The organism is Streptosporangium sp. NPDC002544 (assembly GCF_040295965.1).
Lineage (GTDB): Bacteria > Actinomycetota > Actinomycetes > Streptosporangiales > Streptosporangiaceae > Streptosporangium.
This window is the reverse complement of the sequence record NZ_JBEOWJ010000014.1, coordinates 1-25,513: the sequence shown is the minus strand read 5'-3', so window position 1 is coordinate 25,513 and position 25,513 is coordinate 1. Positions and strand designations below refer to the sequence as shown.

Below are 25,513 nucleotides of genomic sequence, written 5' to 3'. Positions count from 1 at the left end.
GTTGCCTTCAGGCCCTGATCGTGTAATTGAGGGTTTGCCGGGTGTTCTCAATCGTGTGCGCCGAGGTCGGCCGCGTCCATCCCGAACCTCGGGGCGGCCAGCCAGCAGGTGATGCTCTCCCAGCTGAAAAGGCACCACAGGTACAGCGAGAGCAGCACGAACACCAGCGTGACCTGCCCGGCGAGGCCGCCGAGGGCGACCAGCAGCATCCTGCCGTCCCAGCCGAGGCCGGATGTGGCCAGCCAGGTCGGCGGGTAGACCCGCTGCCGGAGGCGGTAGACGACGTCGTAGTGGTGGAAGGCCATCGCGCCGAGCAGTATGAGGATCAGCCACGGCGGCACGTCGTGCGCGAAGCCCACCGAGGCCACGAAGCCGTACTCGGTGAGACGCAGGATCGGCGGCACCAGCCAGTCGAGCCGGCCGTCGTGCGGGTGGGAGCTGCCCGGACCGGCGAGCAGCAGCGCCACCGCGGGGGCGAAGACCGCCAGCCCGTCGGTGCCGGCCACACCGACCAGCAGCAGCACCCCGGTCACGAACATCCCGACGATGGCGGGCGGCAGCGGCGGCAGCTGCCCGGCGACCAGTGCGCCCATGGCCCTCGACGGCACCCCGTCGTCCCGGTAGGCGACCACGGCACTACGCGGCACCGGCGCCATATGCACAGAAACCATGATCACATCCGTTTTCCCAGTCGCCCCGCGAAAAGCCCGACCGTTCCTGCCCGCCCCGCGACGGACACCGCCTGCCCCGTGGCAGGCCCGGCCGATCCCGTGACCGGCCGACTCGATGGCGGGAACCGCCGCCCCGGCGGAGCCCCCGTCCACGCCCGAGTCTCCCGTCTCGTGGCGGGCCCACCCCGCCCTGCCGCGCGCCCACCGTCTCCGGTCACCGGCTCAACGACCTGCCCATCCGGCCCGCGAGAGTGTAGGTCGCGGCGATCCCGCCCCAGACCAGCAGCGCGACGAAGGTCACCCGGGCGTTGAAGAGGGCGGCGGTCACCGCGATCAGGGCCATCCGCTCACCGATGGGCAGCACGATGATCTTCTTGAACCAGCGGGTGGGGGACGCCTTCTCCATGGTCCGCGAGAGCCGTACGATCGCGTTGCCCGTACCCGGCCCGTCGCCGTCCCCGGCCGCTCTCCCGGTGTTCTGCTCGGCCCCGCCGTCCGCGGCCCGCACGGCACCGGTACCCACCGGTGTGGCTTGCCGCTCCGGCTCGCGGAGCGGCACCGGCCGTCTGGCGTCATCGGCCGGGTCACCCGGCGAGCCCGGCGTCCTGGCCCAGGCCGCGCCCACCCGGGCGGCGTCGGCACGCGCCCCCGCGTACGAGAAATCGATCATGTGCCGGAGCAGCTGCAGGATCATCGCGGCCACCGCGAGCCCCCAGATGCCGTCGGGTCCGCCGCCGGTGGCCTCCAGCCCGGCCGCGTACCCGAAGGCGAGTCCCACGTAGACGACGTACTCCTTGACCCGGTCGAAGGTGGCGTCCAGCCAGGCCCCGAACGGCGAGAAGGCACGGGTGTAGCGGGCGAGCTGGCCGTCGACGCAGTCGAGCACGAACGACAGGTAGAGCAGGACCGCCCCGGCGATCAGGGCCTGCCGGGTGCCCGTGGAGAACCAGACCGCGGCGAGCGCGGCCAGGCCGACGGACATGCCGGTGATCGCGTTCGGCGTCAGACCGAGCCTGGCGGCGAGCTTCACCAGGTGCCTGGACCAGGAGCTCACTCCGTACGTGGCGAAGAAGCCGTCGTTGGCCTTGACCGCGCCGTCCAGCCGGGCCTCGGCCTCGTCGACCTCCGCCAGCCTCGGCACCGCCGAGTCGACGTCCGCCTGCTCGGCCATCCGGTCGCCGTGCAGCCGGCCGAGCCCGGCCGCGCGCACCGGGACACCGGCGCGGACCAGACCGACCAGGAGCAGCTGTGGGGCCTCGCCGCCGTCCATCGGGCCGAAGCCGCCCGCCTCGGCGAGCTCGGCGAGCGTCTCGGCGGCCTCGGCGAGGCGCGTCAGGTCGGACACTCCCACCTGGAGCGCGCCCCTGAAGGTGCCGTCCGCCTCGCCCACCTCGTGGAAGGAGGTGCCCGCGGCCACCACGTTCCCGCCGTCGATCCTGACCGGCGGGCGTGACGGCCCCGGCGCGGCCCTCTCGCCCTCGCTCACCAGCGCGCGGGTGTCACGGGCCGGATGCTCGGTGAGCATGGCCAGCGCCTCGGTGTGCGCCACCAGGTCACCGGCGACCAGCAGCACGGGGCCGATGGACGAGCGAGCCACCTTCGCGACCCTGCGCAGGTCGTCGGCGAGCCCCCGCGACCCCTCGGCGCCGATCATGTGGGTGCCGCCGGGCGCGTGGATGATGTCGCTGGAGCGGGCCACCACGTGCACCTCCCGCACCGAGAGTGTGGCAAGCTGTCCGGTCAGCCTGTCGAGCAGCGTTCCGGCGGGACAGCGCAGGGCGGACGCCTCGGTGGTGGCGAGCACGACCGCGGCCGTCTGGGAGGCGGCGTGAGAGTCAGGCAATCCGGGCTCCTTCGTATCCGACGGGATCACCGTACGAATCGGGGAGTGCGCACTCAGGGTAGCTAGATCTTGACGGGATAGCACGGGAGCACGCCGGACGATCGGGTACGCACCCATTACGCTCGCCATACCCGAACTGTCAAAGGAATCTGATCTTGGCCGAACGTGAACCGCGTCCTCGAACCGTCGGAGTGGTCCTGGCAGGCGGCGTCGGCCGGCGCGTCGGCCTCGGCACCCCCAAGCAGCTGCTGGAGATAGCGGGCCGGACGATCCTGGAACACACCCTCGCCCTGTTCGAGGAGGCGCCGGAGATCGACGAGGTCATCGTGCTGATGGCGCCCGGCTTCACCGGGGAGGTGGAGCGGATCGTCGAGCGGAACGGCTTCGCGAAGGTCACCCAGGTCCTGGAGGGCGGCCAGAGCCGCCCGGAGACCACCTGGCGGGCGCTGCGGGCCCTGGGACCCCAGGAGTGCGACGTGCTGCTGCACGACGCGGTACGCCCGCTGGCGGACAGGAGGATCATCACCGACTGCGTCGAGGCGCTGAGGACCTGCTCGGCCGTCGAGGTGGCGATCCCGAGCTCCGACACGATCGTGGTGACCTCGCAGGGGCCGGACGGGGAGATCGTTCGTGACGTCCCCGACCGTGCCACCCTGCGCCGCGTCCAGACCCCGCAGTGCTTCCGGCTCTCGGTGATCCGCGAGGCGTACCAGCGAGCCTTCGCCGACCCCGGCTTCGGCGACCGGCCGCCCACCGACGACTGCGGCGTGGTGCTGCGCTACCTGCCCGAGGTGCCGATCCACGTGGTGACCGGCAGCGAGCGGAACATGAAGGTCACCCACCCGGTGGACCTCCTCATCGCCGACACGCTCCTGCGGCTCGCCGCGAGCGACGTTCCCCCCGCCTCGGCCTCCGCCCTGCGCGAGGCGATGGAGGGCAGGACCGTGGTGGTCTTCGGCGCGGGCGCCGAGGTGGCGGAGCTGGCCGGAGAGCACGGCGCCCGCGTGTTCCGCTTCCCCGGGCCGTCCGACCTCTCCGGGGCGCTCGAAGGGGTGCGCGTCGAGGACCCCGGCGCCGTGGCCGACGCGCTCGCCCACGCCGCCAAGGAGACGGGCGGGATCGACTACGTGGTCAACGCCCCGGGGGCCGCGCCCTCGGGCCGGCTCGACGCGGTGGACGACACCGCGATCGCCGAGAGCATGAACGTGCACCACCTGGGTCCGGTCAACATCGCCAGGGCCGCTCTCCCCCATCTCCGCGAGACCCGGGGCCACCTGCTGTTCCACGCCCCCGCCCGGGTCGAGGGCGCCGATGACAGCCTGCGCTCCGCCGCGGGTGCCGCGCTGGCCGGTCTGACCCGGGCGCTGGCGGGGGAATGGGCCTTCTACGGAGTACGGGTCAACTGCGTCGTTCCCGGGCGGAGCGACGCCCCGCGCACCGTCGCCCGCACCTCGCTGGACGTGCTCGCCTCCGGCGTCACCGGTCAGGTGGTCGATGCCCGCCCCTGACCGGCTCCCGCCCCGGTGAAGTGGGTCAGCCCGGCTTGCCGAGCCTCCTCGGGCTGGTCAGAAAACCCCAACCCCACGACATGTGCATGGTGACGTAGACCAGCGGCAGCCGGATGAGCGCCTGGGGCGGCAGGCCGCTGCCGGTGACCACGGAGCCGGCCAGGACCGCCGCCAGGTAGCCGCCGGGGATCAGCAGGCCCGGCCAGAGGAAGGGGGAGACCATCAGGCCGGCGAGGATGGCCAACACGGCCAGCGGCGGCGCCAGGTAGCGCAGGTTGATCGTGCCCTCGTGGGTGCGGGCGACCACCCTGCGCCAGCGGCCGTAGTGGAAGTACTGCTTGGCGAGGGCCTTGAGGTTGGGCCTCGGCCGGTAGGAGACGCGCATCCGGGGCTGGAACCAGACCAGGCCGCCCGTCTCGCGGATGCGGTGGTTCATCTCCCAGTCCTGGGCCCGCTGGAAGTGCTCGTCGTAGCCGCCGACCCGTTCCAGAGCCTCCCGGCGGAACACGCCGAGGTAGACCGTGTCGGCCGGGCCCGCGGTGCCGCCGGTGTGGAATCTGGCGCCGCCGACACCGATCTTGGAGGTCATCGCGCGGGCCACGGCCTGCTCGAACGGCGTGACGCCCTCGGCGGCCATGATGCCGCCCACGTTGTCCGCGCCGGTCTCCTCAAGGGTCTCGACCGCGACCCGGAGGTAGTCGTCGGGGAGCATCGCGTGGCCGTCCACCCTGGCGATGATCTTGTTGCTTGACGCGGCGATGGCGGCGTTGAGCGCGTTGGGAGTCCGGCCCGTGGGGTTGGGGACCACGATCACGCGGGGGTCGTCGGCGGCGATCTCGTCGGCGACTTCCTGGGTGCGGTCGCGGGAGGGGCCGATCGCGAGGACGACCTCGATCGGTCCTTCGTACCGCTGCGACAGCACCTGACGCACCGCCTCCCGCAGATGGCGCTCCTCGTTCAGCACCGGGATGACGATGGAGATCGGAGGCCAGACACGTGTCTCGGAAGACGACGCCGGCGCGGGCGAGTCGGGGAACTGCTTCATGGCGTCGCTCACGCTACTGTACGAACGGGTACCTCATCGACCCAGCAGGAGCCTAGGGGGCCATGCATGCGTGACCCGCATGAGGATTCGGGTGTGCACGTGGGCGGCGACGCCTACGGCAGTGTCCGATTGAACCCGAGACGTGACCGCAGGTCAGCCAGGGGTGCCCGCACCAGGCGACGCGGTCTCGTCATCGCGGGAACGCTCTCGTGCCTGGTCCTGGGCAGCTCCGGAGTGACGTGGGCGCTGACGAACTACGCGACGACAAAGATCAAGTCGGTCGACGCGGGGCTGCAGGGGTCGCGGCCGAGCAGCGGCGCGATGAACATCCTGGTGGTCGGCGTCGACAGGCGCGACGACCTCACCCGCAAGCAGCAGAACCAGCTCAAGCTGGGCCGCGAGAGCGGCGAGCGCACCGACACCATGATGGTGATCCACCTGTCGGAGGACCACCGCAGGGTCACCGTGGTCAGCCTCCCCCGCGACACCTGGACGACGATCCCCGGCAAGGGCCAGCACAAGATCAACGCGGCCTACCAGTTCGGCGGCCCGAAGCTCGCGACCCGCACGGTGCAGGCGGCCACCGGCCTGACCCTCCACCACTACGTCGAGGTCAACGTGCTCGGCTTCATCAACGTGGTCGACGCGCTCGGCGGCATCTCGGTCTGCACACCGGTCCCGATCAACGACCCGAAGACCGCACTCAACCTGGAGCCGGGCACCTACTCCTTCGACGGCGTCAAGGCCCTCTCCTACGCCCGAACCCGCGCCACCGCCCGCTCCGACCTGGACCGCATCGACCGCCAGCAGCAGGTGATCTCCGCGCTGCTGAACCAGGCACTCAGCGGCGACACGCTCACCAACCCGATCAGGCTGGCCTCGTTCGTCGACACCGCCCTCGACACGGTCCGGGTGGACGACGCGCTCCGCAAGGACCTGCTCGGCCTGGCCAACCAGCTCAAGGACGTCTCCACGGACGACGTGGCCTTCGCCACGGTCCCGCTCGCCGAGGTCGACTACCGGACGCCGACCGGCGAGTCCGCCGTGCTCTGGGACAAGAACGCGGCCAAGGAGCTGTTCCGCCGGATCGCCGCCGACGAGACGCTCGTCAAGCCGACCAAACCCGCCGGGTCCACGCCCACCCCGAGCGCCTCGGCCTCCCCCACGGCTCCCGCGCTGACCGTACCGCCCGCGCGGATCTCCCTCAGGGTTCTCAACGGCACCACGATCAAGGGGCTGGGCGCGCAGACCAGGACCGAGCTGCAGAAGGTCGGATTCCTGGTGCCCGAGGCGGCCGGCAACACCCCGCAGAAGGGCTTCGAAAGGACGGTCGTCCGGTACGGCCCGGGCCGCGAGGACTCGGCGCGCACCGTCGCCGCCGCGCTACCCGGCGCGGAGTCGCGCCGGGTGGAGAGCCTCGGTGACGCGATCGAGGTGGTCGTCGGCCTGAAACACGCGCCGCCGAAGAAGGTCACCGTGAAGGAGACGACCGCACCGGCGACTCCGACCGCCTCCCCCTTGGCGACCCCAACGGCGAGGACGGCCACGGAGAACATCTGCAAAAAGTGATGTTGCGCATAACAATCTTCGGCTTGGGCAGTCAGCGGGGCACGGAGGTGGTGACCGTGATCTCGACATTTGATGTTCAGACGTGGCGCAGCGGTCCCTGCGCGGTCGTGCGGGCGACAGGCGAGCTCGACCTGGCCGTCGCTCCCCGGCTGCGCGCGGAGATCGACCGCGTCCTGGACGGTGCCGGCCTCCCGGGTCTGGTGGTCGACCTGACCAGGGTGCCGTTCTGCGACTCGGTGGGGCTGGGCGTCCTGGTGGGCACCCTCACCCGGCTCAGGGAGGCCCGCTGCCGCCTCATCCTGGTGGTGGGTCCCGGCATGATCACCCATCTGCTGACGATCACCAATCTCGACCGGCACTTCGAGGTACGCGGCAGCCTGCGCGAGGCGCTGGACGCGCTGACCCCGAGTCACTCGACGAACTGAATCACCCCAGCTCAGAGCAGCTTTCCCGGCCGGCTCACCCTCCTCTTCCGTAACTCTCGCAGCACCCTCCCAACCCTTTTCGAGCCCTCCGGCCGAAGGCCGACGCGCGCCACCGGCAAACTGTTTCCTCGAATAGCTGGCACATATACGGGTAGGCATCTACACTTCGCTTCGAAGCTACACGATCACGGAAAGCGATGGTTCGCACCGTTAGGGAGTATCGTGGCTTCAGATCGTCCATCCATCTTCGCGCCGGGCAAGACGCGATCGGGAGGACGAGCTGAGGCCGGACGTCAGAGTGACACTCCCCGGCCGGATACGTACATTCACGTGAGCCTGCAGGGAAGTGGGCGATGAACGCACTTCAACTCACGAGCGAACACGCGAGCGGCTTCGTGGTCATCACGGTGGCCGGCGAGCTCGACCTGGCCACCAGGCCGGAGCTGTCCGACTGCGTGCAGGAAGCCATCGACGCCTGCCAGGGCACGGTCATCATCGACCTCTCCGGGGTCACCTTCATCGACGCCTGCGGCCTGAGCTCGCTGATCGGTATCAAGCGGTACGCGCGCGAGCGCGACGCCCCGCTGCTCCTGGCCGGAGCGCCACCCGTGGTCCTCAGGCTGCTGAAGCTCACCCACCTTGATGCCTCCTTCACGGTGATCTCGCGCTCGGAGACGATGGGCCCCCCGCCGGGCTGCCCCCAGCACGCGCCGTCCGTCCAGGAGATCACCCCCCTCGCCGACCGGTAGGCAGGCCCCGCCACACCGGCGGAGGCGGCCACCACGGCCGTCTCACTCCCCCTCGCCGCCCTACCGGCCTCCGAGGTCAGGCCGACTCCCTGATCACCAGGGTCGGTTCGAAGATCCGTGAGGTCACCGGGTGGTCCGGCTGCTCGATGTGGGCCAGCAGCAGCCGTCCCATCTCGGCGGCCATGTCCTCGACGGGATGGCGGACCGTGGTGAGCGGCGGGCGGCAGACCAGTGCCGCGCTGCTGTCGTCGAAGCCCACCATGGCCACGTCGTCGGGCACCCGGCGCCCGTGGTGGCGCAGCACCAGCAGGGCGCCCTGGGCCATCAGGTCGTTGGCCGCGAAGACGCCGTCGACGTCGGGGTGCTCGGCGAGCAGCCGCTCCATCGCCGCCTCGCCGCTGGCAAGCGTGAAGTTGCCCTCCACGCAGGGAATGTAGGGGTGGCCGTGGACGGCCATCGCCTCCTGGAAGCCCGCCAGGCGGTCCTGGCTGGCCGGGACGTCGAGCGGGCCGGAGATGGTCGCCAGCCGGCGGCAGCCCCGGGCGACGAGATGGTCGGCGGCCAGCTTGCCCCCGGCCCGGTGCGCGACGTCGACGTAGCTGATCGGGATCGGCCTGGCCGGTCTGGCGAAGAGCACGGTGGGCAGCGCGGCCTCGGCGAGCAGCCTGGGCAGCGTGTCCTCGGCGCTGATGGAGACCAGGATGGCCCCGTCGGCGTTGCCCTGGCGCAGGTAGGCGATGACCTGGTCGCGGCTCTCCGGGGTGTCGGCGAACATCAGGATCGGGTAGATGCCCAGCGGGCGCAGGAAACCGACGACCCCCCCGGCCACCCGCCCGAAGAACGGGTCGGCGAAGACATGGCCGGGGAACGGGTTCTCCTCGTCGCCGCCGGCCCCGGAGACGATCAGGGCGATCGCCCCCGTCCGCCGGGTGACCAGCGAGCGCGCCGCCTGGTTGGGCACGTAGCCGGTGAGGGCGATCGCCTGCCTGACCTTCTCCTGGATCGCGAGATCGACATTGCGAATTCCGTTGATCACGCGCGAGACCGTGGCCCGGGAGACCCCCGCCGCCCGTGCCACATCCTCCAGGGTGGGGGGTGCCGACACCCGCGGCAGGCCTTCGCCCATAACCTCTCCTTAAGCGTGAAGACCCCCGGCCTCAGCTGTGGGGAGTACGTCAGAAGGCTTTTATAGCACAGCGAGAGAGCGCTCTCCCGAGGGCTTCCGCGGGGTCGGCGCCTGCTCGCCGGCGAGCACCTCGACGCTCAACGGCAGGTCGGCGGCCGAGCGTCCGGCGAGCACCGTGAAGGCGCCCTCCTCGGCCCGCCAGGCGTGGTGCTCGGCCGACCAGTGCTGGAAGGCCCGCGCCGGGATGTCCACCGTGACGTCGACGACCTCGCCGGGCCCCGCGTCGGCCAGGGCGTAGCCGGCCAGCCAGCGCACGGGACGGGCCACGTCCGTCTCCGGCCGGGACAGGTAGACCTGGACGACCTCGCGCCCGGCGCGCTCGCCGGTGTTGCGCAGCCGTACCCGGACCGGCAGCGAGCCGTCCGGGGCGGCCTCCGAGGGCAGCGTGAGGCTGTCGTAGGACCAGGACGTGTAGCCGAGCCCGTGCCCGAACCAGTACGCGGGTGGCTCGGGCTGCCGCAGCCAGCCGCGGTAGCCGATGTCCAGGCCCTCGGCGTAGGCGAGCGTCCCGCCGTCGGGTGCCGTGGAGACGAGTGCTCGCTCCGCCCAGGTCGTGGGCAGCCGGCCGCCGGGCTCGGCGCGGCCGAACAGGACGTCGGCCAGGCCGTGCCCGTACTCCTGGCCAGGGAACCAGCTCAGCAGCAGCGCCGCCACCTCCTCGCGCCACGGCAGGATCATGGGGCCGCCGGAGTTGACGACCACGACGGTGGCCGGGTTGGCCGCGGCCACCGCGCGGACCAGCTCGTCCTGGCGTCCCGGCAGGTCAAGGTGGGTACGGTCGACGCCCTCGTTCTCGATCTCCTCGGTGGAGCCGACCACGACGATGACGGCGTCGCAGGTCCCGGCGAGCTCGACCGCGGCCGCCAGCTCCACCTCGTCGGCTCGGCGGGACGGGTCGGCGGCCAGGACCGAGGCGATCCCGCTGCCGGGGTCGAGCCGCCGCCGGGAGACGAGCTCCACCTCCCTGCCCGCGGCCATCGGGACCCTGACCCGCCGGTACGGCGGGGACAGGTGCACGGTGGCGGGGTCGTCGGTGTCGCGTTCCACCTCCTCGTCCACCAGGACGCGGCCGTCCACCTCCAGCAGCACGTGCCCCCATCCGGCCACCGCCAGTTCCCAGGCGCCGTCCGTCTCCGGGCTCAGCAGCGCGCGGATCTCGACGGTGGCCGCGGCGTCGATCCGCGCCGGTTCCAGGACACGGCCGGTCAGCCGGTGCTCGGCGTGGATCTCCGCGCCCCCGGCGTCCAGCAGCCTGACCAGGACGCCGGGTTCACCGGTCAGCGGGTTGCGGGCGTTCTCCGTGCCCAGCGGGGTGGGCCGGTCGTCGAGGTGCGGGCCGGGCGAATGGAGCACCTCCGCGATGCCGGACAGCGCCTCGCGGATGCCGTCGAGGGGCGACACGACGGACATCGGGTACACGCCCGCGCTGCCGCCGCCCTGGATCCTGGCGACGGCGGCCTTCGGCCCGAGCACCGCGACCCTGCGCAGCCGCGAGGGGTCCAGCGGGAGCAGCGACCCCTCGTTGCGCAGCAGCACCGTGCTCGCGGCGACGGCCCGGCGCAGCAGCACGCGGGCGGGGCCGTGGTCTTCCCGTTCCGCGGGCTCCGGCGGGACGGCGGAGCCGAGGTCCAGCGCGCCGACCCGGGAGGCCAGCCTGAGCAGGCGCCGTACCTTGTCGTCGATCGCGGCCTCGGGTACCTCGCCCGCGCGCACCGCGGCGACCAGTGCCTCTCCCCAGGGGCCCTGCGGCCCCGGCATCGCGAGGTCCTGCGCGGCGCGGGCCGAGGGGGCGGTGGAGCGGACGCCTCCCCAGTCCGACACCACCACCCCGTCAAACCCCCACATCGTCTTGAGCGGGTCTGTGAGCAGCGGGCTCTCCGACATCGTGGTCCCGTTCACCCCGTTGTAGGCGGACATGACGGCCCAGACGCCCGCCTGCACCGCGGCCTCGAACGGCGCCAGGTACAGCTCGTGCAGGACCTGCTCCTCGACGCGGGCGTCGAGGGTGAGCCGCTCGGTCTCGGAGTCGTTGGCGACGTAGTGCTTGGCGGTGGCCGCCACCCCGCCGGACTGGACTCCCCTGACGCAGGCGGCGCCGATCCTGCCGGTCAGCAGCGGGTCCTCGGAGTAGCACTCGAAGTGGCGCCCGCCGAGCGGCGAGCGGTGCAGGTTGAGCGTCGGTGCGAGCAGGACGTCCACGCCCTTGCGCCGCGCCTCGGCGGCGAGCAGCCCACCCAGCAGCTCCACCAGATCCTCGTCCCAGGTCGCGGCCAGTGCGGTGGCCGACGGCAGGGTCAGCGAGGTGCTCCGCTCGTCCCAGCCCTCCCCGCGCACACCGACCGGGCCGTCGGAGGTGACCATGGCCCGCAGTCCGATGCCCGGCTCGGCGTGGGTGGACCACACGGTCGCCCCGGTGAGCAGCCGCACCTTACGTTCCAGGTCCAGCTTCTCCACCAGCCGGTCGAACTCGTCGATGCTCACGTGGTTTCCCTTCACCGTTGGAGATCACTGTTGTAGATCACTCTTGGAGAGCGCTCTCCAGTACGTCACGACGTCAGCGCGCTGTCAATGTCCAAAAACGGCGGCGCGACGGTGTCCCCGGGGATCCGGTCAGCGGATGCCGTCGAGCAGATCGCTCTGGGCGACGCGGGCCCGCTCGACGGCTGCGGCCAGAGCCCTCGTCCCCTCGTCGGCACCGGCGGTCTGCTCGGAGCGGGCTACCGCGGCCGACTGGTCGAGGTGCTCGCGCAGGCGGTCGGCGAAGAGCCGGTCGAAGGCCGGACCGGTGGCCTTCCTCAGCGCCGCCAGATCGGCGGCGGTGACCATACCCGGCATGTCATGCCCTTCGTGCACGTTCGTCGCGGGCAGGCCGGTACGGCCCAGCATCTCCCTGAGGCGTTCGAGCTCGGCCAGATGGGCCTTCCTGATCCGGGCGGCCAGCCGCCGTACCGCCGGGTCGTGCCCGCGTTCGGCGCCGAGGTCGAGCAGGGGCAGCGTCCGCTCGTCCATCGGGATCATCAACTGGAGCCACGCGGTGTCCGTGGTGTTGAAACCGGCCGCCGGCGTGGCGGCGGGGGCGGCGGGGGCGACCGATGCCGGGGATTCATGATGGTGGCCCGGCGCGGCCGCCGGGGAGTGGGCACCACAGCCGGCGACCGGGCCGGACACGAGGAACAGGGTGAGAATCGCGCCGGCACGTCTCATATGGACCTTCTCGTGTCAGGGGCGGGTGCCAGGCCCCGGCCGCCGGGGCCGGGACCTGGCATCCGCGGTCAGGGGAGCTCGAAGTTCTCTGTGAGGGCGGCGCCGCGGTGCGGCTTGTACAGGTCGTAGCCACGCGGGTTGCACTGGAGACCACCATTGATGCAGTGGGTCACCAGGGCGTCAAGGATGGCGGGGCTGTCCCAGGCGTTGAAGAAGTCGTAGTGCCAGGTGTAGCCGCGGCCGCTGGCCAGCCGCGCCTGCGACAGGTCACCGCTCGCGGGGAAGGCGATCTTGAACTCCAGCATCGGCACCGCCACCGGGTGGCTGGCCGGGCAGTAACCGTCGACGGGATAGGACATGTGGCTCTTGTGGTTGGGGCTGTCGAGGTTGACGCCGTCCCAGCAGCTCGGCGACTGGTAACGGACGTTCACCTGGCTGCCCGCCACGCAGGAGGTCGGGATGTCCCAGCTGTGGGAGACGTCGCCGCACTCGAAGCCCTCGACGGTGCCGGGAGAGTCGCGGAACTCCGCCAGCGTCGCGGTCGGGCTGCCGACGACGAAGCGCAGGCCCTGCGGGAAGGGCTGCACCTGCCAGTAGTCAAGGATGCCGGACTTGTAGTAGATGACCTGGTTGCCGGTCGGCCGGATCAGCTGGTCGCCCTTGTAGAAGCTCGGGAACCAGTAGGCCGACCTGTCGTGCGGGTTGGTGCACGAGGTACCGCCGCCAAGGAGCGAGGAGGTCGTGCTGCTCGCGTTGGTCGTGTTGTTGCCGACGAAGGTGTGCATGTGCGAGGCGCCCGGCAGGCCGGGGTAGACAATCGGGTCGTCCGGCCGGTCCGCCGTCCAGGAGCAGTTGGCCTGGAACTCGTGGTGGGTCACCTCGTCGGTGAACGTCGGCTTCGGCCTCGGGGTGGTCCCGGCGCCGCCGGTGCCGTACACCTTGAACTCCCAGAGGGAGTAGCCGTAGCCGGTGCCCCGGGCGGTGCCGTACATCCGCACGTAGCGGCCGGAACCGGAGACAGCGAGGGTCTGGGTGCCGCCGGTGCCGGTGGTGGTGGAGTAGATGTCGGTCCACGGCGCCGTGCCGTTGCCGGAGACCTGGATCTTGAACGCCTTGCCGTAGGCGCCCTCCCAGTTGAGAACCACCTGGGAGACGGTCGCGGTGGCACCGAGGTCCACCTGGAGCCACTGCGGGTCGGCGGCGGCGCTGGACCACCGGGTCCCGTTGTTGCCGTCGAAGGCGGCCCCGGCACCGTACCCGCCTCCCTCGGTGGAGGAGGCGGTCGCGGGCCGGCCCTGCGAGAGCAGGGCGTCCGCCGCGGTGGCCGGGGTGATGATCGCCAGGCCGGCCGCGACCAGCGCGGTGAGCGTGGCGACGACCAGTCCCAGGCGGAGCCTGACTGGGCTTCGGGATGGATGCATTGCCTCTCCTTCTGTGGGGGGTGGCCGTCGAAAACGGCGGCACGGAGAGCGCTCTCCTATGAGGTTGATCCATTTTGTTATGAATTGTCAAGACGAGATGGCACCCAACCCGAAACCCGTCGTTCATGTTCGTGACACACGGAGTGCGACACCAGCGGCTTCTGCGGGGCGTCTCGGCCGGGGGCAGGTTTCCAGAGCGTGAGCAGCGCGTTTCGGAGTCGCGTGAAGAAGGGCCTTGACACCGCTCGATCTCCGGTAGCACCCTCGGTTACGGAGAGCGCTCTCCCCCCCTGCCGCGTTGATGGCAGGCATCCCCTTTTCGAGGAGAGATCGTGCATCCAGCTCGTGGTTCGGGCCGATTCCGGTTAGGTCTGGTCATCGCCGCCCTCGCGGCCCTGGTCGTCTCCGGTCTGGCATTCGTCAGTCCCGCGGTGGCGGCCGACACCCTGCTGTCACAGGGCAGGACGGCGACCGCCTCGTCGTCCGAGGGCGCCGCCTACGGCGCGGCGGCAGCGGTCGACGGCAACCTGACGGGCACCCGGTGGGCCAGCCTCGCCAGTGACCCGCAGTGGCTCCAGGTCGACCTGGGCGCCACCGCGACGATCAGCCGGGCCGTGCTGACCTGGGAGAGCGCGTACGGCAAGGCGTTCAAGATCCAGACCTCCGGCAACGGCACGTCCTGGACGGACGTCTACTCGACCACCACCGGCACCGGCGGCACCCAGACCCTCGACGTGACCGGCACCGGCCGCTACGTACGGATATACGGCACCGCCCGGGGCACCGGCTACGGCTACTCCCTCTGGGAGTTCCAGGTCTACGGCAGCATGGGTGGCACCCAGGGGCCGAACTGCTCCACCGCGAACGCCGCCCAGGGCAGGCCCGCCTCGGCCTCGTCGATCGAGGGCGCCGGAACCCCCGCCTCGGCCGCCTTCGACGGCAACCTGACGGACACCCGGTGGTCCAGCGCCGCCAGCGACCCGCAGTGGCTCCAGGTCGATCTCGGCTCCTCCCAGCCGATCTGCCAGACCGTGCTGACCTGGGAGGGCGCCTACGGCAAGGCGTTCAAGATCCAGGTCTCCGACAACGGCACGACCTGGACGGACGTCTACTCGACCACCACCGGCACCGGCGGCACCCAGACCCTCGACGTGACCGGCACCGGCCGCTACGTACGGATGTACGGCACCGCCCGGGGCACCGGCTACGGCTACTCCCTCTGGGAGATGCAGGTGCGCACCGGCACCGGCGGCAACCCCCAGGAGCCCGAGGAGCCCGGCACCTGGACCGAGGTGTGGAAGGACGACTTCAACGGAGCGGCCGGCACCTCCCCCTCGGCTGCCGACTGGATCCTGCGCACCGGCACCTCCTACCCCGGCGGCGCCGCGAACTGGGGCACCGGCGAGGTCGAGACCATGAGCGCCTCGACGGCCAACGTCTTCCTCGACGGCACCGGCAACCTGAACATCAAGGCGATCAAGGACGGCGCGGGCAACTGGACCTCGGGCCGGATCGAGACCCAGCGCACCGACTTCGAGCCCAAGCCCGGCGAGATGCTCAGGTTCAGCGCCCGGCTGAAGCAGCCCGACGTCGCGAACGCCCTCGGCTACTGGCCGGGCTTCCGGGCGACCGGCGCCGCCTACCGCGGCAATTACAACAACTGGCCCTCCGTCGGCGAGACCGACATCATGACCGGCGTCAACGGCCGCGACCAGCTGGCCAACACCCTGCACTGCGGCACCGCCCCCGACGGGGTGTGCAACGAGTACAACGGCCGCACCAGCGGTTTCGCCACCTGCGACGGCTGCCAGAGCGGTTACCACGAGTACGCCCAGGTCATCGACCGCACCAAGACCGACGAGGAGATCCGCTTCTACCTCGACGGCAGGCAGACCTGGATCGTGCGCCAGAGCCAGGTCGGCGTCGCCGCCTGGAAGGCCGCCCTGCACCACGGCTTCTACCTCCGCCTCGACCTGGCCATCGGCGGCTCGCTGCCCAACGCGCTCGCGGGCGTCACGACACCGACCGCCGCCACCACCTCGGGCGGCGTGCTGAGCGTGGACAAGGTCTCGGTCTCCAGGCAGACCGGCACCACTCCCGCCGCCATGACCGACCCGGCGACCCCGGCCGGCCCGAGCACGGTCAGGGTGACCGGCTCCCAGGGCAACTGGCAGCTCCAGGTGAACGGTTCGCCGTATGTGATCAAGGGTCTGACCTACGGCCCGCCGCAGGCCGCGGCCGACGGCTACATGCGTGACCTCAAGGCCATGGGCGTCAACACGATCCGCACCTGGGGCGTCGACGACACCCACACCCCGGCGCTGCTGGACCGGGCCGCCCAGCAGGGCATCAAGGTCATCGTCGGGCACTGGCTCAACCAGGGCGCCGACTACGTCAACGACACCGCGTACAAGACCAACGTGAAGAACGAGATCGTCGCCCGGGTCAACGCCCTCAAGGGCCGCCAGGGCGTGCTCATGTGGGACGTCGGCAACGAGGTCATCCTCACCATGCAGGACCACGGCCTGCCGGCCGACGTGGTCGAGCAGCGACGGGTGGCGTACGCGAAGTTCGTCAACGAGGTGGCGGAGGCGATCCACGCCGCCGACCCCAACCACCCGGTCACCTCCACCGACGCCTACACCCACGCCTGGACCTACTACAAGGCCCACTCCCCCGCCCTGGACCTGCTCGCGGTCAACTCCTACGGCGCCATCCACACGGTCAGGCAGGACTGGATCAGCGGCGGGTACACCAAGCCCTACATCGTCACCGAGGCGGGACCGGACGGCGAGTGGGAGGTCCCGAACGACATCAACGGCGTGCCCAACGAGCCGACCGACCTGCAGAAGCGGGACCAGTACACCGCCAGCTGGAACGCGATCAAGGGCCACACCGGCGTCGCGCTCGGTGCCACCGAGTTCCACTACGGCCTGGAGAACGACTTCGGCGGGGTGTGGCTCAACACCACCACCGGCGGCTGGCGTCGGCACGGCTACCACGCGCTCAAGGCGGCCTACACCGGGCAGCCCTCGGCGAACACGCCCCCGGAGATCACCTCGATGACCGTCGGCTCGCAGACCGCCGTCCAGGCCGGCAAGCCCTTCACCGTCGAGGTCGCCGCCTCCGACCCGAACAACGACCTGATCCGCTACAACCTGATGTTCAGCAACAAGCACATCAACGGCAACCGCGGCTTCGACAACGTCAGGTTCACCCAGACCGGCCCCGGCAGGTTCTCGGTGACCGCACCGGAGCAGATGGGCGTGTGGAAGGTGTACGTGTACGCCTTCGACGGGCACGGCAACGCCGGCATCGAGCAGCGCTCCTTCCGCGTGGTCCCGCCCACGGTCGCCGGAACCAACGTGGCGCTCGGCAAGCCGACCACCGCCTCCACCTACCAGGCGACCGGTGACGGCGGCCCGTTCACCCCAGGCCGGGCGACCGACGGCAACTTCTCGACCCGCTGGGCCAGCGAGTGGGCCGACCCGCAGTGGATCCAGGTGGACCTCGGCGCGACCACCGCCATCAAGCACATCCAGCTCGGCTGGGAGGGCGCGTACGGCAAGGCGTACCAGATCCAGACCTCGACCAACGGCTCGACCTGGAGCAACGCCTACTCGACCACGACCGGCGACGGTGGGTTCGACTCCATCGACCTCACCGCGTCCGCCAGGTACGTCCGGGTGAACCTCACCCAGCGCGGCACCGCGTACGGCTACTCCCTCTGGGAGTTCGGCGTCTACAGCTAGTTCCTCGCCGGATCCCGCACAGCGTCCGGCCCTGGACAGGGCCGCGTGTGCGAGTAGTGACACACCGCCCAGGTCTTTTACCGGGCGGTGTGTCACCGCCTCCTCTCGGAACCCCTGCGGAAGGCCTTCAGAAGCCCTTCTGCGGCGCCGAATCCTGACCGTCAGGCAACGCGTGAGGAGGGCACCGCCCAGGTTTCACAGGAGCCCGGGTCGCCGCTCCTGAAACCGCGCTCGAGCCAGTAGACGATGTTCTTGCCCTTGGCGAAATAGCGGTCTTTCTTGGAGTTGTAGTCGCCGTTCTCCTTCACGAGTTCCAGCAGCGCGGGCCAGCCCTCGCTGTCCTGCCCCGCGCTCTTCCAGACGCTTCCCAGGAAAACTCCACCCAGGCAGTCCGCCTGCAGGGCCCAGCGCCGGACCCGCTCGAAACGCTCGGCCTGGTTTTTGGACGGCAACGCGCCGTAAGCATCGGTGATGCCGGTGAGGAACTGCAGATGGTTGCCGTAGAGCCTGGCGACGTAGTGGAAGTGGTAGATCTCGCGGGTCGGCAGGTAGTAATCCTCGTCCACCAGTATCGCCATCGTCTTCGTCGCGGAGCAGTAACGGGAGTTGATGTCCTTGTGCCACTTTTTCCCGCAGAACTGCGTCTGCTTGGTGAGGACGACGAGCTTGGCGGGCGCGAAGGGCAGCTTGGCACGCTTGAAATGGGCCGACCACGAAGCGTTCAGGCAGCTCCACAACCCGACGAGGGTGCGCTTGGCGTCCGCGACGCTCTGGGTGCTGAGCGCGCCATCAGGACATTCCGATGATTTGATCCTGCCGCTGCGGTAGAGGCTGTTGTCGGTCAGCACGGGCACGTCCCTGACAGGAGAGGCGAGAGCCTCGGCACTGCCGGAGATGAGGAGAACGCCGAGGAGGGCCGAGGCCAGCAGCGCGGGGGGTCTGAACATGAGAAAGCAGGTTAGAGCAGAACACCGGCAACAATGAGGTCCAATCTTCCCCCTCTCCGCAGAGAGCCCGTCGCCAAAGGATCGGCACGGCGTCGACATGGCCGGGTCGATGGGAGATTCGTCGATCGATCACCGCCGATCGGCTGTGGATATGCTGGCCATGTCGGGAAGATCCGCGCCCGATATCCGACAGGCCCTTGCCGTTTACAGGGAGTAACGAATGGCACGCTTGGTGGCCACCGGTTGGACCGGAGCAGTTCTCGCCGCCCTCCTGCTGACCGGTTGCTCCTCGGACCAGTTGGGCGATCGCGGCGGGAAGGAAAACGCGGCGCCTGACAGGGTCGGCGATGTCGATTACATCGAGGTCTTCCGCAACGCGGACAATTTCCCCAACGTCGCCCGGATCTGTGTCGAGGGCCTGGCCTTCGCCGCCACGTCGAGCGGGACACGCGGCGAGAGCGGCGTCGCCAACCCCGCGCTGCTCCGCATACCCGAGTGGGACGCCAAGTGCGCCGAGCACTCGAAAACCCCTCCGTCACCCAAGGCGAGTTCCTCTCCGGGCTGACCTGGGAGCCGTGACTCCCTCGGACGGGATTCCTTTCCCGGCTCGGGCTCGTCGACCAGTCGTGACAGACACGCTCGCCCGGTCAGGACCCGCTCAGGGGGCGGCCCCGCCGCTCTCGGCGAGCAAGGACATCCGTGCGGAGTGCCGGCATTCAAGCGCGGCCCTACGAGGCCTGTTCCTGCCGCTCGTCACCCGTGTCGAAGAAGGTGCTGAGATACTCCTCCGGTTCGAGATCGCTGTCCCGGAGGAGGGAGAAGACCTCCGTGCCCGGCTCGATCACGTCGTCTGACAGCCGGTACGCCTGCGCCAGCCCCAGATACTCGAACGCGGTACCGGTGGCGTATTCCGCGGCCTCGCGTTCCGCCATGACAATGGCCTCGTCAAACGAACCGGCGCGCCACAGGGTGACCCGTTCCTCGTAGGTGTCGTATGGCGCCCCCCAGCGGAAAACACATCGAACCGTGTACCAACCGATGTCAGGCGTCTCGATCACACCGTAATGATGCCGGAGGGGCACCATTCGATCTTCAGCGGGTTCATGAAATCACCACCCGGCTTCCGCGGCCGGGCGGTTCTCCTTCACCGAAGACGCGGCACGGAGAGCCGGTTGTTCACTGTAGAGAGGAAACCTTGGTCGTACGCCTACGGCACCCGCGATGGCGGCCGCATGGCCGCGACCAACGTCAACGGCGACTGGGCAGGTGGCGGCTGGCAGGACCCCATCGGCATCTTCACCGACGTGCTCCAGGAAGGATCACCGGCAGGTGCGGAGCATGTTGAGCAAGGCCACCTTCTCCTTGCGGGTCACGAAGAGCCGGTAGTGGTGCTTCACGGTGATCCATGAGGTCGCGTACCGGCACCAGTGGGCGCGGCGTTGCGGGCGCCAGCCCTGCGGGCCTCTGCCGCCTTTGGCGATGTTGGCGGAGTGGCTGACGGTGAGCAGTTCGGGGCGGGTCAGGTCGTTGGCGAAGGCGCGCCGCTTGGCCTGGCTCCAGCGTTTGGCGCCCGAGCGCCAGGCATAGGCGAGCGGCACCAGGTGGTCGACGTCCACGTACTTCTCGCTCTTCAGCCACTTGCCGTCGTACGGGCTGTACCAGAGCCCCTTGACCGGGTGGCAGGCCGCGTTACGGCGTACGTTCCGCCCGTCGCGGGCCAGGACCATCTCCCGCGTGCTGCACCTGCCCTTGCGGTGCGCCGATCGGGATTGGAACCGCTCGCGGCTGTAGCCCCGGATGGACAGGGGCCTGGCGACCTTGAGCTGAGCCAGCATGCGCCGGGCGAGGGCCGTGGTCTCTGCCTGTGATCGCTTGCGCGGTTCGGCCACCGCCTGCGGGGTGGTGAGGGCGGAGGTGATCGGGATGAGCACGAGGGTGAGTACGGCGACGTGGGTTGCCCGCCTCAGGAAGATCATGGCTTTACCTATACCCAACGACAGCCCCGCCCCCGGCAGCCGGCAGGAACAGCCGGAGCCGGTGATCGCGCCACTAGCCGCGCAAGCCGTACGGGCCGGGAAGCGGTCTTCAGCCGCGCCCGCGACCTGATGTTCTTCTGCTCTGTACGGCCCGCAGCGTGAGCATGCCGCCCAGCAGCACGAGCCAGGCACCGAGCGTGAACCTGGTGAGCAGGAGGACCACGATCATCAGGGCCTCGAAGGTACGCCCCGGCGACCCCGGCATCAGGTCCACGAAGTGACCGACGGTCTCCACCGACATCAGCAGGCCGCCGATCCCGCCGAGCACCGCGATGAAGGCGTTCAGCCGCCACAGCAGGAGTGCGGCCGCCGCGATCACCACACCCAGCAGGACGGCGGGGACGATCGCGAGCAGCACCTCGGGCAAATCGTCCTCGCTGCCCAGGACGAGCCCCCAGAACAGGAAGACCAGGGCCAGTGGGATCACGAGCGCCATGCTGATCGCCGAGGCCACATTGTGGCGCCACACCGCCACGCAGAAGGCGGGAACCACCGGGATCAGGCAGCCCATGCTGATCATGATCCAGGCGGGCAGGCTCAGGAGGTACCTGTGCTGCTCGAAGACCCACCCCGCGAAAAAGTCCAAACCCTGGGCGAACAGGGTCAGCGCGAGCAGGACCATCAAGACCAGCGCCACCACGGAGGCGATCAACCGCGGGGCATGAGAGTGAGCCCTGCTCCCCGGCGCCTGCGATCCCAGGTCGGGCAGCAGCAAAGTCCCGGACGGCGGGGGTGCCGGACGGTCCGGCACGGGCACTGTCCGCGATCCGGCCGCAGCCCCCGGCTCATGCCCTGTCAGCAGGCCCAGCAGTTCCTCGGCGCCGGGCCGTGCCTCCGGGTCCTTGGCCAGGCAGCGCGCGAGCAGTGGCCGCAACCCCTCCGGCACCTCGGACAGATCCGGCTCGGTGGTCAGGATGGCGTGCATCAGGGCGGGCATCGTGTCCCCCTTGAACGCCTGCTGCCCGGTAGCCGCGAACACCATCGTGCTGGCCCAGCTGAACAGGTCCGCCGCCGGCCCGACCGCCCCGCCCGCGAACTGCTCGGGCGCCATGAACGCGGGCGTCCCCATCACACTGCTGGTGGCGGTCTGATCCAGCGCCCTGGCGATCCCGAAGTCAATCACGACCGGCCCCTCGGCCCCCATGATCACATTGCTCGGCTTGAAGTCCCGGTGCACGATCCCGGCCCGGTGGATGGCGGCCAGCGCGGTCAAGGTGGTCACCGCCAGCCGTTCCAGCCCGCTGCCGAACCGCACCCCCTCGCCTCTCACCAGCCGGTCCAGCGAGGGCCCGGTGATGAACTCGCTCACGATGTACGGTCGGCCATCGGCGACCCCGACGTCCAGCACCCGGGCCGTGCAGAACGGCGCCACCCGCCGCGCCGCCTCCACCTCCCGCATGAACCACCGGTGCGTCTCCGCATCCTCCATCTGCGCGTGCAGCACCTTCACCGCGACCTTCGCCCCCGCGGCGTCCTGCCCCAGATACACCGACCCCTGCCCGCCTCGGCCGAGTACACCGCTCAGCCGGAAGGCGTTGATCTGAACCGGATCCGCAGACGCGAGAGGCAGCACGAAATGACCTTAGTGCGCCCTTCACTCCCCCACCAGACAGCCGACGAGGCGCCGTCATGGGCGGGATCATGCCTAAAACCAGCCGCAGGAGCGCTATGCCGGCCGGACACTCCCGGCGCGCCGGTGTTCTTCATCGACGAGCGCACGTTCCGGCCGCGCGCCGCCTCTCAGGGAACAGTGATCGTTCAGCGTCGAAACCAGGAGACAGCGAACCCCGCCCCTGAAGAGATGGGAGCGGGGTTCGTGCACTTCAGGGGTTACTTGAGGAGCTGGCGGGCCATCACCAGGCGCTGGATCTGGTTGGTGCCCTCGTAGATCTGGGTGATCTCGGATGCCGGGTGCCGTCACTTGCGGAAACGGCTCGATCATATCGCTGAGCAGGGATTACGCCTGTGGTCATCTCGCGTCACTTCTCGCTGGTTTCGACGCTCCCACGGAACAGCGACGGAACAAGGAGCCTCATCGACCAGGCGGCCACGGCCGATCAGCTCGTAGGTTCATCGGGCGCAAACGGCCTAACTCCTCGGAGAACTCCCGCTCGCCGATCTCATACGGAGCGAACTCGTCGAGATCCAACTGAGCGTAGGTCAGGAAGCCATACCGGTCCTCGTCGTGCTCCGCGTCGTAGGCGATCACCGTGCCGTCGGCGTAGACCTCGACCTGCACATGGGCGTACCCCTCGCCATCGAGCGCCAGATAGAACGTGGAGGTCCCCCAACTCGCGTACTCGTCTCCCCGGTCCTCGTCCCATCCTCGCCGGAAGTACCTCACTCCATCAGTGTCCTCTCCGAACCGCGTTACCCTGGCCGGAGACGAGAGGGCATCCGTGAGCGCAGAAGCCTGGCGCCGGCTCCGGCCACAGATCATGCTCGGGCAGAGACTACAAGGAACCGTCCTGCCCGCTCCGTGGCCTGCCGGAGTGACCGGAATCTTCGTAGACCTCCACCTCCTCGTGGTCGGCTTCGTGGATGTCCTTCTCCTGCCGTACGACGCCGACCGATGGCCCACTGTGGGAACAGTGACCGACTTCGAGATCTGGTGGATGGATGAACGACCCCAGATCCGCCTCAAGCCCGCCGACCCCACCTACCTCCGCAGTGACTTCGACGATTGAGCCACTGGTGGTGCTCGCAGAGCACTTCATTACGAGTAAGACACGATCGTCCAGGACCGTCCATAGCCATCTTCCTGGCCTGGCCGGGCCGGGTCTACGGGGTCCCTCAATCCAGGACCGTCCATGGTCGTCCAGGACTGTTGTTAGCACCTGCGTTAGCAAAATCACCAGTCGTCGGAGTTGAAAGTCTCCGGATCATGGGCGCTCTCCCGAATCGCATCGTCAGTCTTGGACTCCTCACGCTGGCGCTGGCGGTTGGCGTACTCGGCGGTGCCTGGGGTGTTGGCGCGGACTCGCATGAACTTTCCCTGCCTCCTGCGTAGCTGCTGCTCCTCTTGGCTGACCTTCAGTTCGCGCTCCTGCTTCGCGGCGGCGGCATGCTGAGCGGCGAACTGTCCCAGCTTCTGACGAACCTCAAGCTCCTCAGCGCTGGGCTGGGCCGACTGACGCTGCTTCTTTGACTTCCCCATGACGTTCATCCTGAGGAAGCGGCGGGAAGCTGGCCAGAATCCGTCAGATGGATGTAACGCACTGGTGAGCGCAAAGATCATCGAGCAAGGTGCTTTTGGCCTCTTTGTTACGAGTGAAGTTGAATGATCTTTTTGCCTGGGAAAAGTTGTTACCCAACCACGAAGAGGGGTTACAGCAGGTTTTTTCGTATATCCAAGAATGCCCTATCATCGACGTATGTCACAAGGGGAACATCGGCAGCCCGCTCGCGGGGGTTTCCACCTCACCAAAGAACAGCTCGCCTTACTCACCATCTTGAGCGTAATCGCCGCTGTGTTCTCAGCCACGACCGACGTGTTCGGAGTTTTGAAAGGTGATCCGTCCCCAGCCGTCAGCACCGCTAACTCTGTGAACGCTACGGAAACTGGATCTCCCCGCCGCACTGAGGACTATCAGCGCGCATGGATAGAAACAGCGCAAAAGGTATGCGCCAATACCTACGCCCGCGACTACGATACGTGGCGTAATTGTTACAATGCGATCGCCATTCGTGGTGGACTGTCCCTGTTCCCTGCTATCAAGTGAATGTCGTGTCTGGGTCGGTGCGATATTTTCCCCGTTGAGCTACGACATGGCCTTCGACTCCCGATCATCACGAGCAAACGGCGCATCCCAGGTTGATGGGCTCACGCGCTGGTCGAGTGGTAGATACGGATCGGTGGCATGTGATCGTGTAAGGCGGTGTTGCTGTACGACACCCCTCGCTAGGCTGCGGAATGGCTGCTTGATCACCGTTCGCTGTGCAGGATCTCCATGACCTGAAGCACGTCGGTGGCGACATGATCCGCGCTGTGATCGTGGCCGACCCAAGCGCCTCGGTTGATCCAGATCGTACACAGCCCTGCTGCCTGTCCCCGCCAATGTCGGCAACAAGGCTGTCACCGACCATCCATCCCCCGCCTTTGAGGGATATGCCGCAGTGCTGAGCCGCGACCTCGAACAGACCGATGTCAGGCTTACGGATGCCTTCGACCCCTAAGAGCGCGTAGGCGTCGACGGCTTTGGCCAGCCCCGCCCGCTGGATCTTTCCGAACTGGTTGTCCGCCGTACCATTGGTGACGATCGTCACCCTCCAGCCCGACGCGCGGAGTCGAAACAGGCCCTCCATCATCTCAGGCCGATAGTGGACGAGGTACGGCATGCGTTAGCGGTAGCGGCTCCACAACTCTTCCACTGGGGAAGCGTTGCAACCGATTCCACCTATTTGTTGTTCACCTGCCTGGAAGGCTCTGGCCACTTTCAAGGGTGGGTGTGGAAGTGGGTCCATGACATAGTTTAAGTTCCCTGCCTGAACCGCACTGGCAGGGGGCGTTCATCGTATGGGACAGGAAATGCCGCAAAGCCACGACGTCGGGGTGGTCGGGATCGTGGGCGGCCTCGGCGATGGCCAACGCCCTTTCAAGCAGCGGCACCGCCTCACCAGGTCGGCCCAGAGCGCAGAAACTAGCGGCGAGATTTCCCAATCCGATTGCGACGTCGGAGTGGTCAGGGCCGTGGGCGGCCTCGGCGATGGCCAACATTTTCTCAAATAGCAGCACCGCCTCACCAGGTCGGCCCAGAGCGCAGAAACTAGCGGCGAGGTTCCCCAATCCGATCGCGACGGAAGGGTGATGAGGACCATAAGCAGCTTCGGCGATGACCAACGCCCTCTCAAACAGCGGCACCGCCTCACCAGGTCGGCCCAGAGCGCAGAAACTAGCGGCGAGATTTCCCAATCCGGTCGCGACGTCGGGGTGGTCGGGGCCATAGGCAGCCTCGGCGATGGCCAACGCCCGCTGCTCCAACGGCACCGCCTCACCAGGCCGCCCTAAAGCGCAGAAGCTGGAGGCGAGGTTTCCCAATCCGATCGCGACGGAAGGGTGGTTGGGGCCATAGGTGGCCTCGGTGATGGCCAACGCCCGCTGCTCCAACGGCACCGCCTCACCAGGCCGACCCAGATCACGAAAGCTGGAGGCGAGGT

General features: G+C 69.0%; 23 protein-coding genes. 8 read left to right on the top strand and 15 right to left on the bottom strand.

Features of this window, described 5'->3' with window-relative positions:
- Nucleotides 1-47: 47 nt before the first annotated feature.
- Complete coding sequence (locus tag ABT061_RS21960) at nt 48-671, bottom strand: DUF5941 domain-containing protein (protein ID WP_350920709.1); 624 nt, start codon at nt 669-671, stop codon at nt 48-50.
- A gap of 214 nt (nt 672-885) precedes the next feature.
- On the bottom strand, nt 886-2,514 hold the full coding sequence (locus tag ABT061_RS21955; protein WP_350920706.1) for a CDP-alcohol phosphatidyltransferase family protein: 1,629 nt from the start codon (nt 2,512-2,514) through the stop codon (nt 886-888).
- Between the two features lie 155 nt (nt 2,515-2,669).
- Here ABT061_RS21955 and ABT061_RS21950 point away from each other — a divergent pair, with 155 nt between their 5' ends.
- The gene (locus ABT061_RS21950) at nt 2,670-4,022 is read left to right on the top strand and encodes an SDR family oxidoreductase (RefSeq protein ID WP_350920703.1); all 1,353 of its coding nucleotides are present in this window, start codon (nt 2,670-2,672) and stop codon (nt 4,020-4,022) included.
- 25 nt (nt 4,023-4,047) lie between these two features.
- On the opposite strand, the gene ABT061_RS21945 is transcribed toward ABT061_RS21950, so the two are convergent.
- Nucleotides 4,048-5,067: a glycosyltransferase family 2 protein gene (locus tag ABT061_RS21945; RefSeq protein WP_350921111.1), complete on the bottom strand. Its 1,020-nt coding sequence runs from the start codon at nt 5,065-5,067 to the stop codon at nt 4,048-4,050.
- 66 nt (nt 5,068-5,133) lie between these two features.
- Here ABT061_RS21945 and ABT061_RS21940 point away from each other — a divergent pair, with 66 nt between their 5' ends.
- The 3 genes from ABT061_RS21940 (at nt 5,134) to ABT061_RS21930 (ending at nt 7,810) form a co-directional block, all read left to right on the top strand.
- On the top strand, nt 5,134-6,636 hold the full coding sequence (locus ABT061_RS21940; protein ID WP_350920700.1) for an LCP family protein: 1,503 nt from the start codon (nt 5,134-5,136) through the stop codon (nt 6,634-6,636).
- A gap of 56 nt (nt 6,637-6,692) precedes the next feature.
- Nucleotides 6,693-7,061 carry an STAS domain-containing protein gene (locus tag ABT061_RS21935; protein WP_350920698.1) on the top strand — a complete coding sequence of 123 codons (369 nt, stop codon included), beginning with the start codon at nt 6,693-6,695 and terminating at the stop codon, nt 7,059-7,061.
- A 353-nt stretch (nt 7,062-7,414) separates the two neighbouring features.
- The gene (locus tag ABT061_RS21930; RefSeq protein ID WP_350920695.1) at nt 7,415-7,810 is read left to right on the top strand and encodes an STAS domain-containing protein; all 396 of its coding nucleotides are present in this window, start codon (nt 7,415-7,417) and stop codon (nt 7,808-7,810) included.
- Nucleotides 7,811-7,886: 76 nt separating this feature from the next.
- Here the strand turns inward: ABT061_RS21930 and ABT061_RS21925 are convergent, their stop codons facing one another.
- The 4 genes from ABT061_RS21925 to ABT061_RS21910 all read right to left on the bottom strand — a co-directional run bounded on the left by ABT061_RS21925 (nt 7,887) and on the right by ABT061_RS21910 (nt 13,621).
- On the bottom strand, nt 7,887-8,936 hold the full coding sequence (locus ABT061_RS21925) for a LacI family DNA-binding transcriptional regulator (RefSeq protein WP_350920692.1): 1,050 nt from the start codon (nt 8,934-8,936) through the stop codon (nt 7,887-7,889).
- Nucleotides 8,937-8,996: 60 nt separating this feature from the next.
- Nucleotides 8,997-11,477: a glycoside hydrolase family 3 C-terminal domain-containing protein gene (locus tag ABT061_RS21920; RefSeq protein ID WP_350920689.1), complete on the bottom strand. Its 2,481-nt coding sequence runs from the start codon at nt 11,475-11,477 to the stop codon at nt 8,997-8,999.
- Between the two features lie 129 nt (nt 11,478-11,606).
- Nucleotides 11,607-12,200, bottom strand: a complete 594-nt coding sequence (locus tag ABT061_RS21915) for a DUF305 domain-containing protein (RefSeq protein ID WP_350920686.1) — start codon at nt 12,198-12,200, stop codon at nt 11,607-11,609.
- A gap of 68 nt (nt 12,201-12,268) precedes the next feature.
- Nucleotides 12,269-13,621, bottom strand: coding sequence for a DUF1996 domain-containing protein (locus ABT061_RS21910; protein WP_350920684.1), 1,353 nt, complete (start codon nt 13,619-13,621; stop codon nt 12,269-12,271).
- A 332-nt stretch (nt 13,622-13,953) separates the two neighbouring features.
- Here ABT061_RS21910 and ABT061_RS21905 point away from each other — a divergent pair, with 332 nt between their 5' ends.
- Entirely contained in the window at nt 13,954-17,373 is a 3,420-nt protein-coding gene (locus ABT061_RS21905) for a discoidin domain-containing protein (protein ID WP_350920681.1), read from the top strand.
- Nucleotides 17,374-17,534: 161 nt separating this feature from the next.
- Here the strand turns inward: ABT061_RS21905 and ABT061_RS21900 are convergent, their stop codons facing one another.
- Nucleotides 17,535-18,320, bottom strand: a complete 786-nt coding sequence (locus tag ABT061_RS21900) for a neutral zinc metallopeptidase (protein ID WP_350920679.1) — start codon at nt 18,318-18,320, stop codon at nt 17,535-17,537.
- A 220-nt stretch (nt 18,321-18,540) separates the two neighbouring features.
- Between ABT061_RS21900 and ABT061_RS21895 the strand changes: the two genes are divergently transcribed.
- The gene (locus ABT061_RS21895) at nt 18,541-18,885 is read left to right on the top strand and encodes a hypothetical protein (RefSeq protein ID WP_350920676.1); all 345 of its coding nucleotides are present in this window, start codon (nt 18,541-18,543) and stop codon (nt 18,883-18,885) included.
- A gap of 163 nt (nt 18,886-19,048) precedes the next feature.
- On the opposite strand, the gene ABT061_RS21890 is transcribed toward ABT061_RS21895, so the two are convergent.
- The 4 genes from ABT061_RS21890 to ABT061_RS21875 form a co-directional block, all read right to left on the bottom strand.
- The gene (locus ABT061_RS21890) at nt 19,049-19,378 is read right to left on the bottom strand and encodes a hypothetical protein (protein ID WP_350920673.1); all 330 of its coding nucleotides are present in this window, start codon (nt 19,376-19,378) and stop codon (nt 19,049-19,051) included.
- 261 nt (nt 19,379-19,639) lie between these two features.
- Nucleotides 19,640-20,296, bottom strand: a complete 657-nt coding sequence (locus tag ABT061_RS21885) for an HNH endonuclease family protein (RefSeq protein WP_350920670.1) — start codon at nt 20,294-20,296, stop codon at nt 19,640-19,642.
- 109 nt (nt 20,297-20,405) lie between these two features.
- A complete protein-coding gene (locus tag ABT061_RS21880; protein WP_350920667.1) occupies nt 20,406-21,929 on the bottom strand; it encodes a serine/threonine-protein kinase in 1,524 nt (507 codons plus the stop codon).
- A 459-nt stretch (nt 21,930-22,388) separates the two neighbouring features.
- Nucleotides 22,389-22,700 carry a hypothetical protein gene (locus ABT061_RS21875; RefSeq protein WP_350920664.1) on the bottom strand — a complete coding sequence of 104 codons (312 nt, stop codon included), beginning with the start codon at nt 22,698-22,700 and terminating at the stop codon, nt 22,389-22,391.
- Between the two features lie 148 nt (nt 22,701-22,848).
- Between ABT061_RS21875 and ABT061_RS21870 the strand changes: the two genes are divergently transcribed.
- Nucleotides 22,849-23,043, top strand: coding sequence for a hypothetical protein (locus ABT061_RS21870; RefSeq protein WP_350920661.1), 195 nt, complete (start codon nt 22,849-22,851; stop codon nt 23,041-23,043).
- A gap of 164 nt (nt 23,044-23,207) precedes the next feature.
- On the opposite strand, the gene ABT061_RS21865 is transcribed toward ABT061_RS21870, so the two are convergent.
- Nucleotides 23,208-23,594, bottom strand: coding sequence for a hypothetical protein (locus ABT061_RS21865; RefSeq protein ID WP_350920658.1), 387 nt, complete (start codon nt 23,592-23,594; stop codon nt 23,208-23,210).
- A 136-nt stretch (nt 23,595-23,730) separates the two neighbouring features.
- Between ABT061_RS21865 and ABT061_RS21860 the strand changes: the two genes are divergently transcribed.
- The gene (locus tag ABT061_RS21860) at nt 23,731-24,078 is read left to right on the top strand and encodes a hypothetical protein (RefSeq protein ID WP_350920655.1); all 348 of its coding nucleotides are present in this window, start codon (nt 23,731-23,733) and stop codon (nt 24,076-24,078) included.
- A gap of 67 nt (nt 24,079-24,145) precedes the next feature.
- Here ABT061_RS21860 and ABT061_RS21855 read toward each other — a convergent pair whose 3' ends face one another.
- Nucleotides 24,146-24,661: an HAD family hydrolase gene (locus ABT061_RS21855; RefSeq protein WP_350921109.1), complete on the bottom strand. Its 516-nt coding sequence runs from the start codon at nt 24,659-24,661 to the stop codon at nt 24,146-24,148.
- A gap of 103 nt (nt 24,662-24,764) precedes the next feature.
- Nucleotides 24,765-25,513, bottom strand: a 749-nt coding sequence (locus ABT061_RS21850) for a tetratricopeptide repeat protein (protein ID WP_350920652.1), incomplete at its 5' end; no start/stop codon positions are given.

Coding starts and splice junctions, on each gene's coding strand:
- ABT061_RS21930 (WP_350920695.1), top strand. CDS start 7,415: ATGAACGCACTTCAACTCACGAGCGAACACGCGAGCGGCTTCGTGGTC.
- ABT061_RS21915 (WP_350920686.1), bottom strand. CDS start 12,200: ATGAGACGTGCCGGCGCGATTCTCACCCTGTTCCTCGTGTCCGGCCCG.
- ABT061_RS21865 (WP_350920658.1), bottom strand. CDS start 23,594: ATGATCTTTGCGCTCACCAGTGCGTTACATCCATCTGACGGATTCTGG.
- ABT061_RS21855 (WP_350921109.1), bottom strand. CDS start 24,661: ATGGAGGGCCTGTTTCGACTCCGCGCGTCGGGCTGGAGGGTGACGATC.
- ABT061_RS21945 (WP_350921111.1), bottom strand. CDS start 5,067: ATGAAGCAGTTCCCCGACTCGCCCGCGCCGGCGTCGTCTTCCGAGACA.
- ABT061_RS21885 (WP_350920670.1), bottom strand. CDS start 20,296: ATGATCTTCCTGAGGCGGGCAACCCACGTCGCCGTACTCACCCTCGTG.
- ABT061_RS21940 (WP_350920700.1), top strand. CDS start 5,134: ATGCGTGACCCGCATGAGGATTCGGGTGTGCACGTGGGCGGCGACGCC.
- ABT061_RS21895 (WP_350920676.1), top strand. CDS start 18,541: ATGGCACGCTTGGTGGCCACCGGTTGGACCGGAGCAGTTCTCGCCGCC.
- ABT061_RS21860 (WP_350920655.1), top strand. CDS start 23,731: ATGTCACAAGGGGAACATCGGCAGCCCGCTCGCGGGGGTTTCCACCTC.
- ABT061_RS21925 (WP_350920692.1), bottom strand. CDS start 8,936: ATGGGCGAAGGCCTGCCGCGGGTGTCGGCACCCCCCACCCTGGAGGAT.
- ABT061_RS21960 (WP_350920709.1), bottom strand. CDS start 671: ATGGTTTCTGTGCATATGGCGCCGGTGCCGCGTAGTGCCGTGGTCGCC.
- ABT061_RS21910 (WP_350920684.1), bottom strand. CDS start 13,621: ATGCATCCATCCCGAAGCCCAGTCAGGCTCCGCCTGGGACTGGTCGTC.
- ABT061_RS21900 (WP_350920679.1), bottom strand. CDS start 18,320: ATGTTCAGACCCCCCGCGCTGCTGGCCTCGGCCCTCCTCGGCGTTCTC.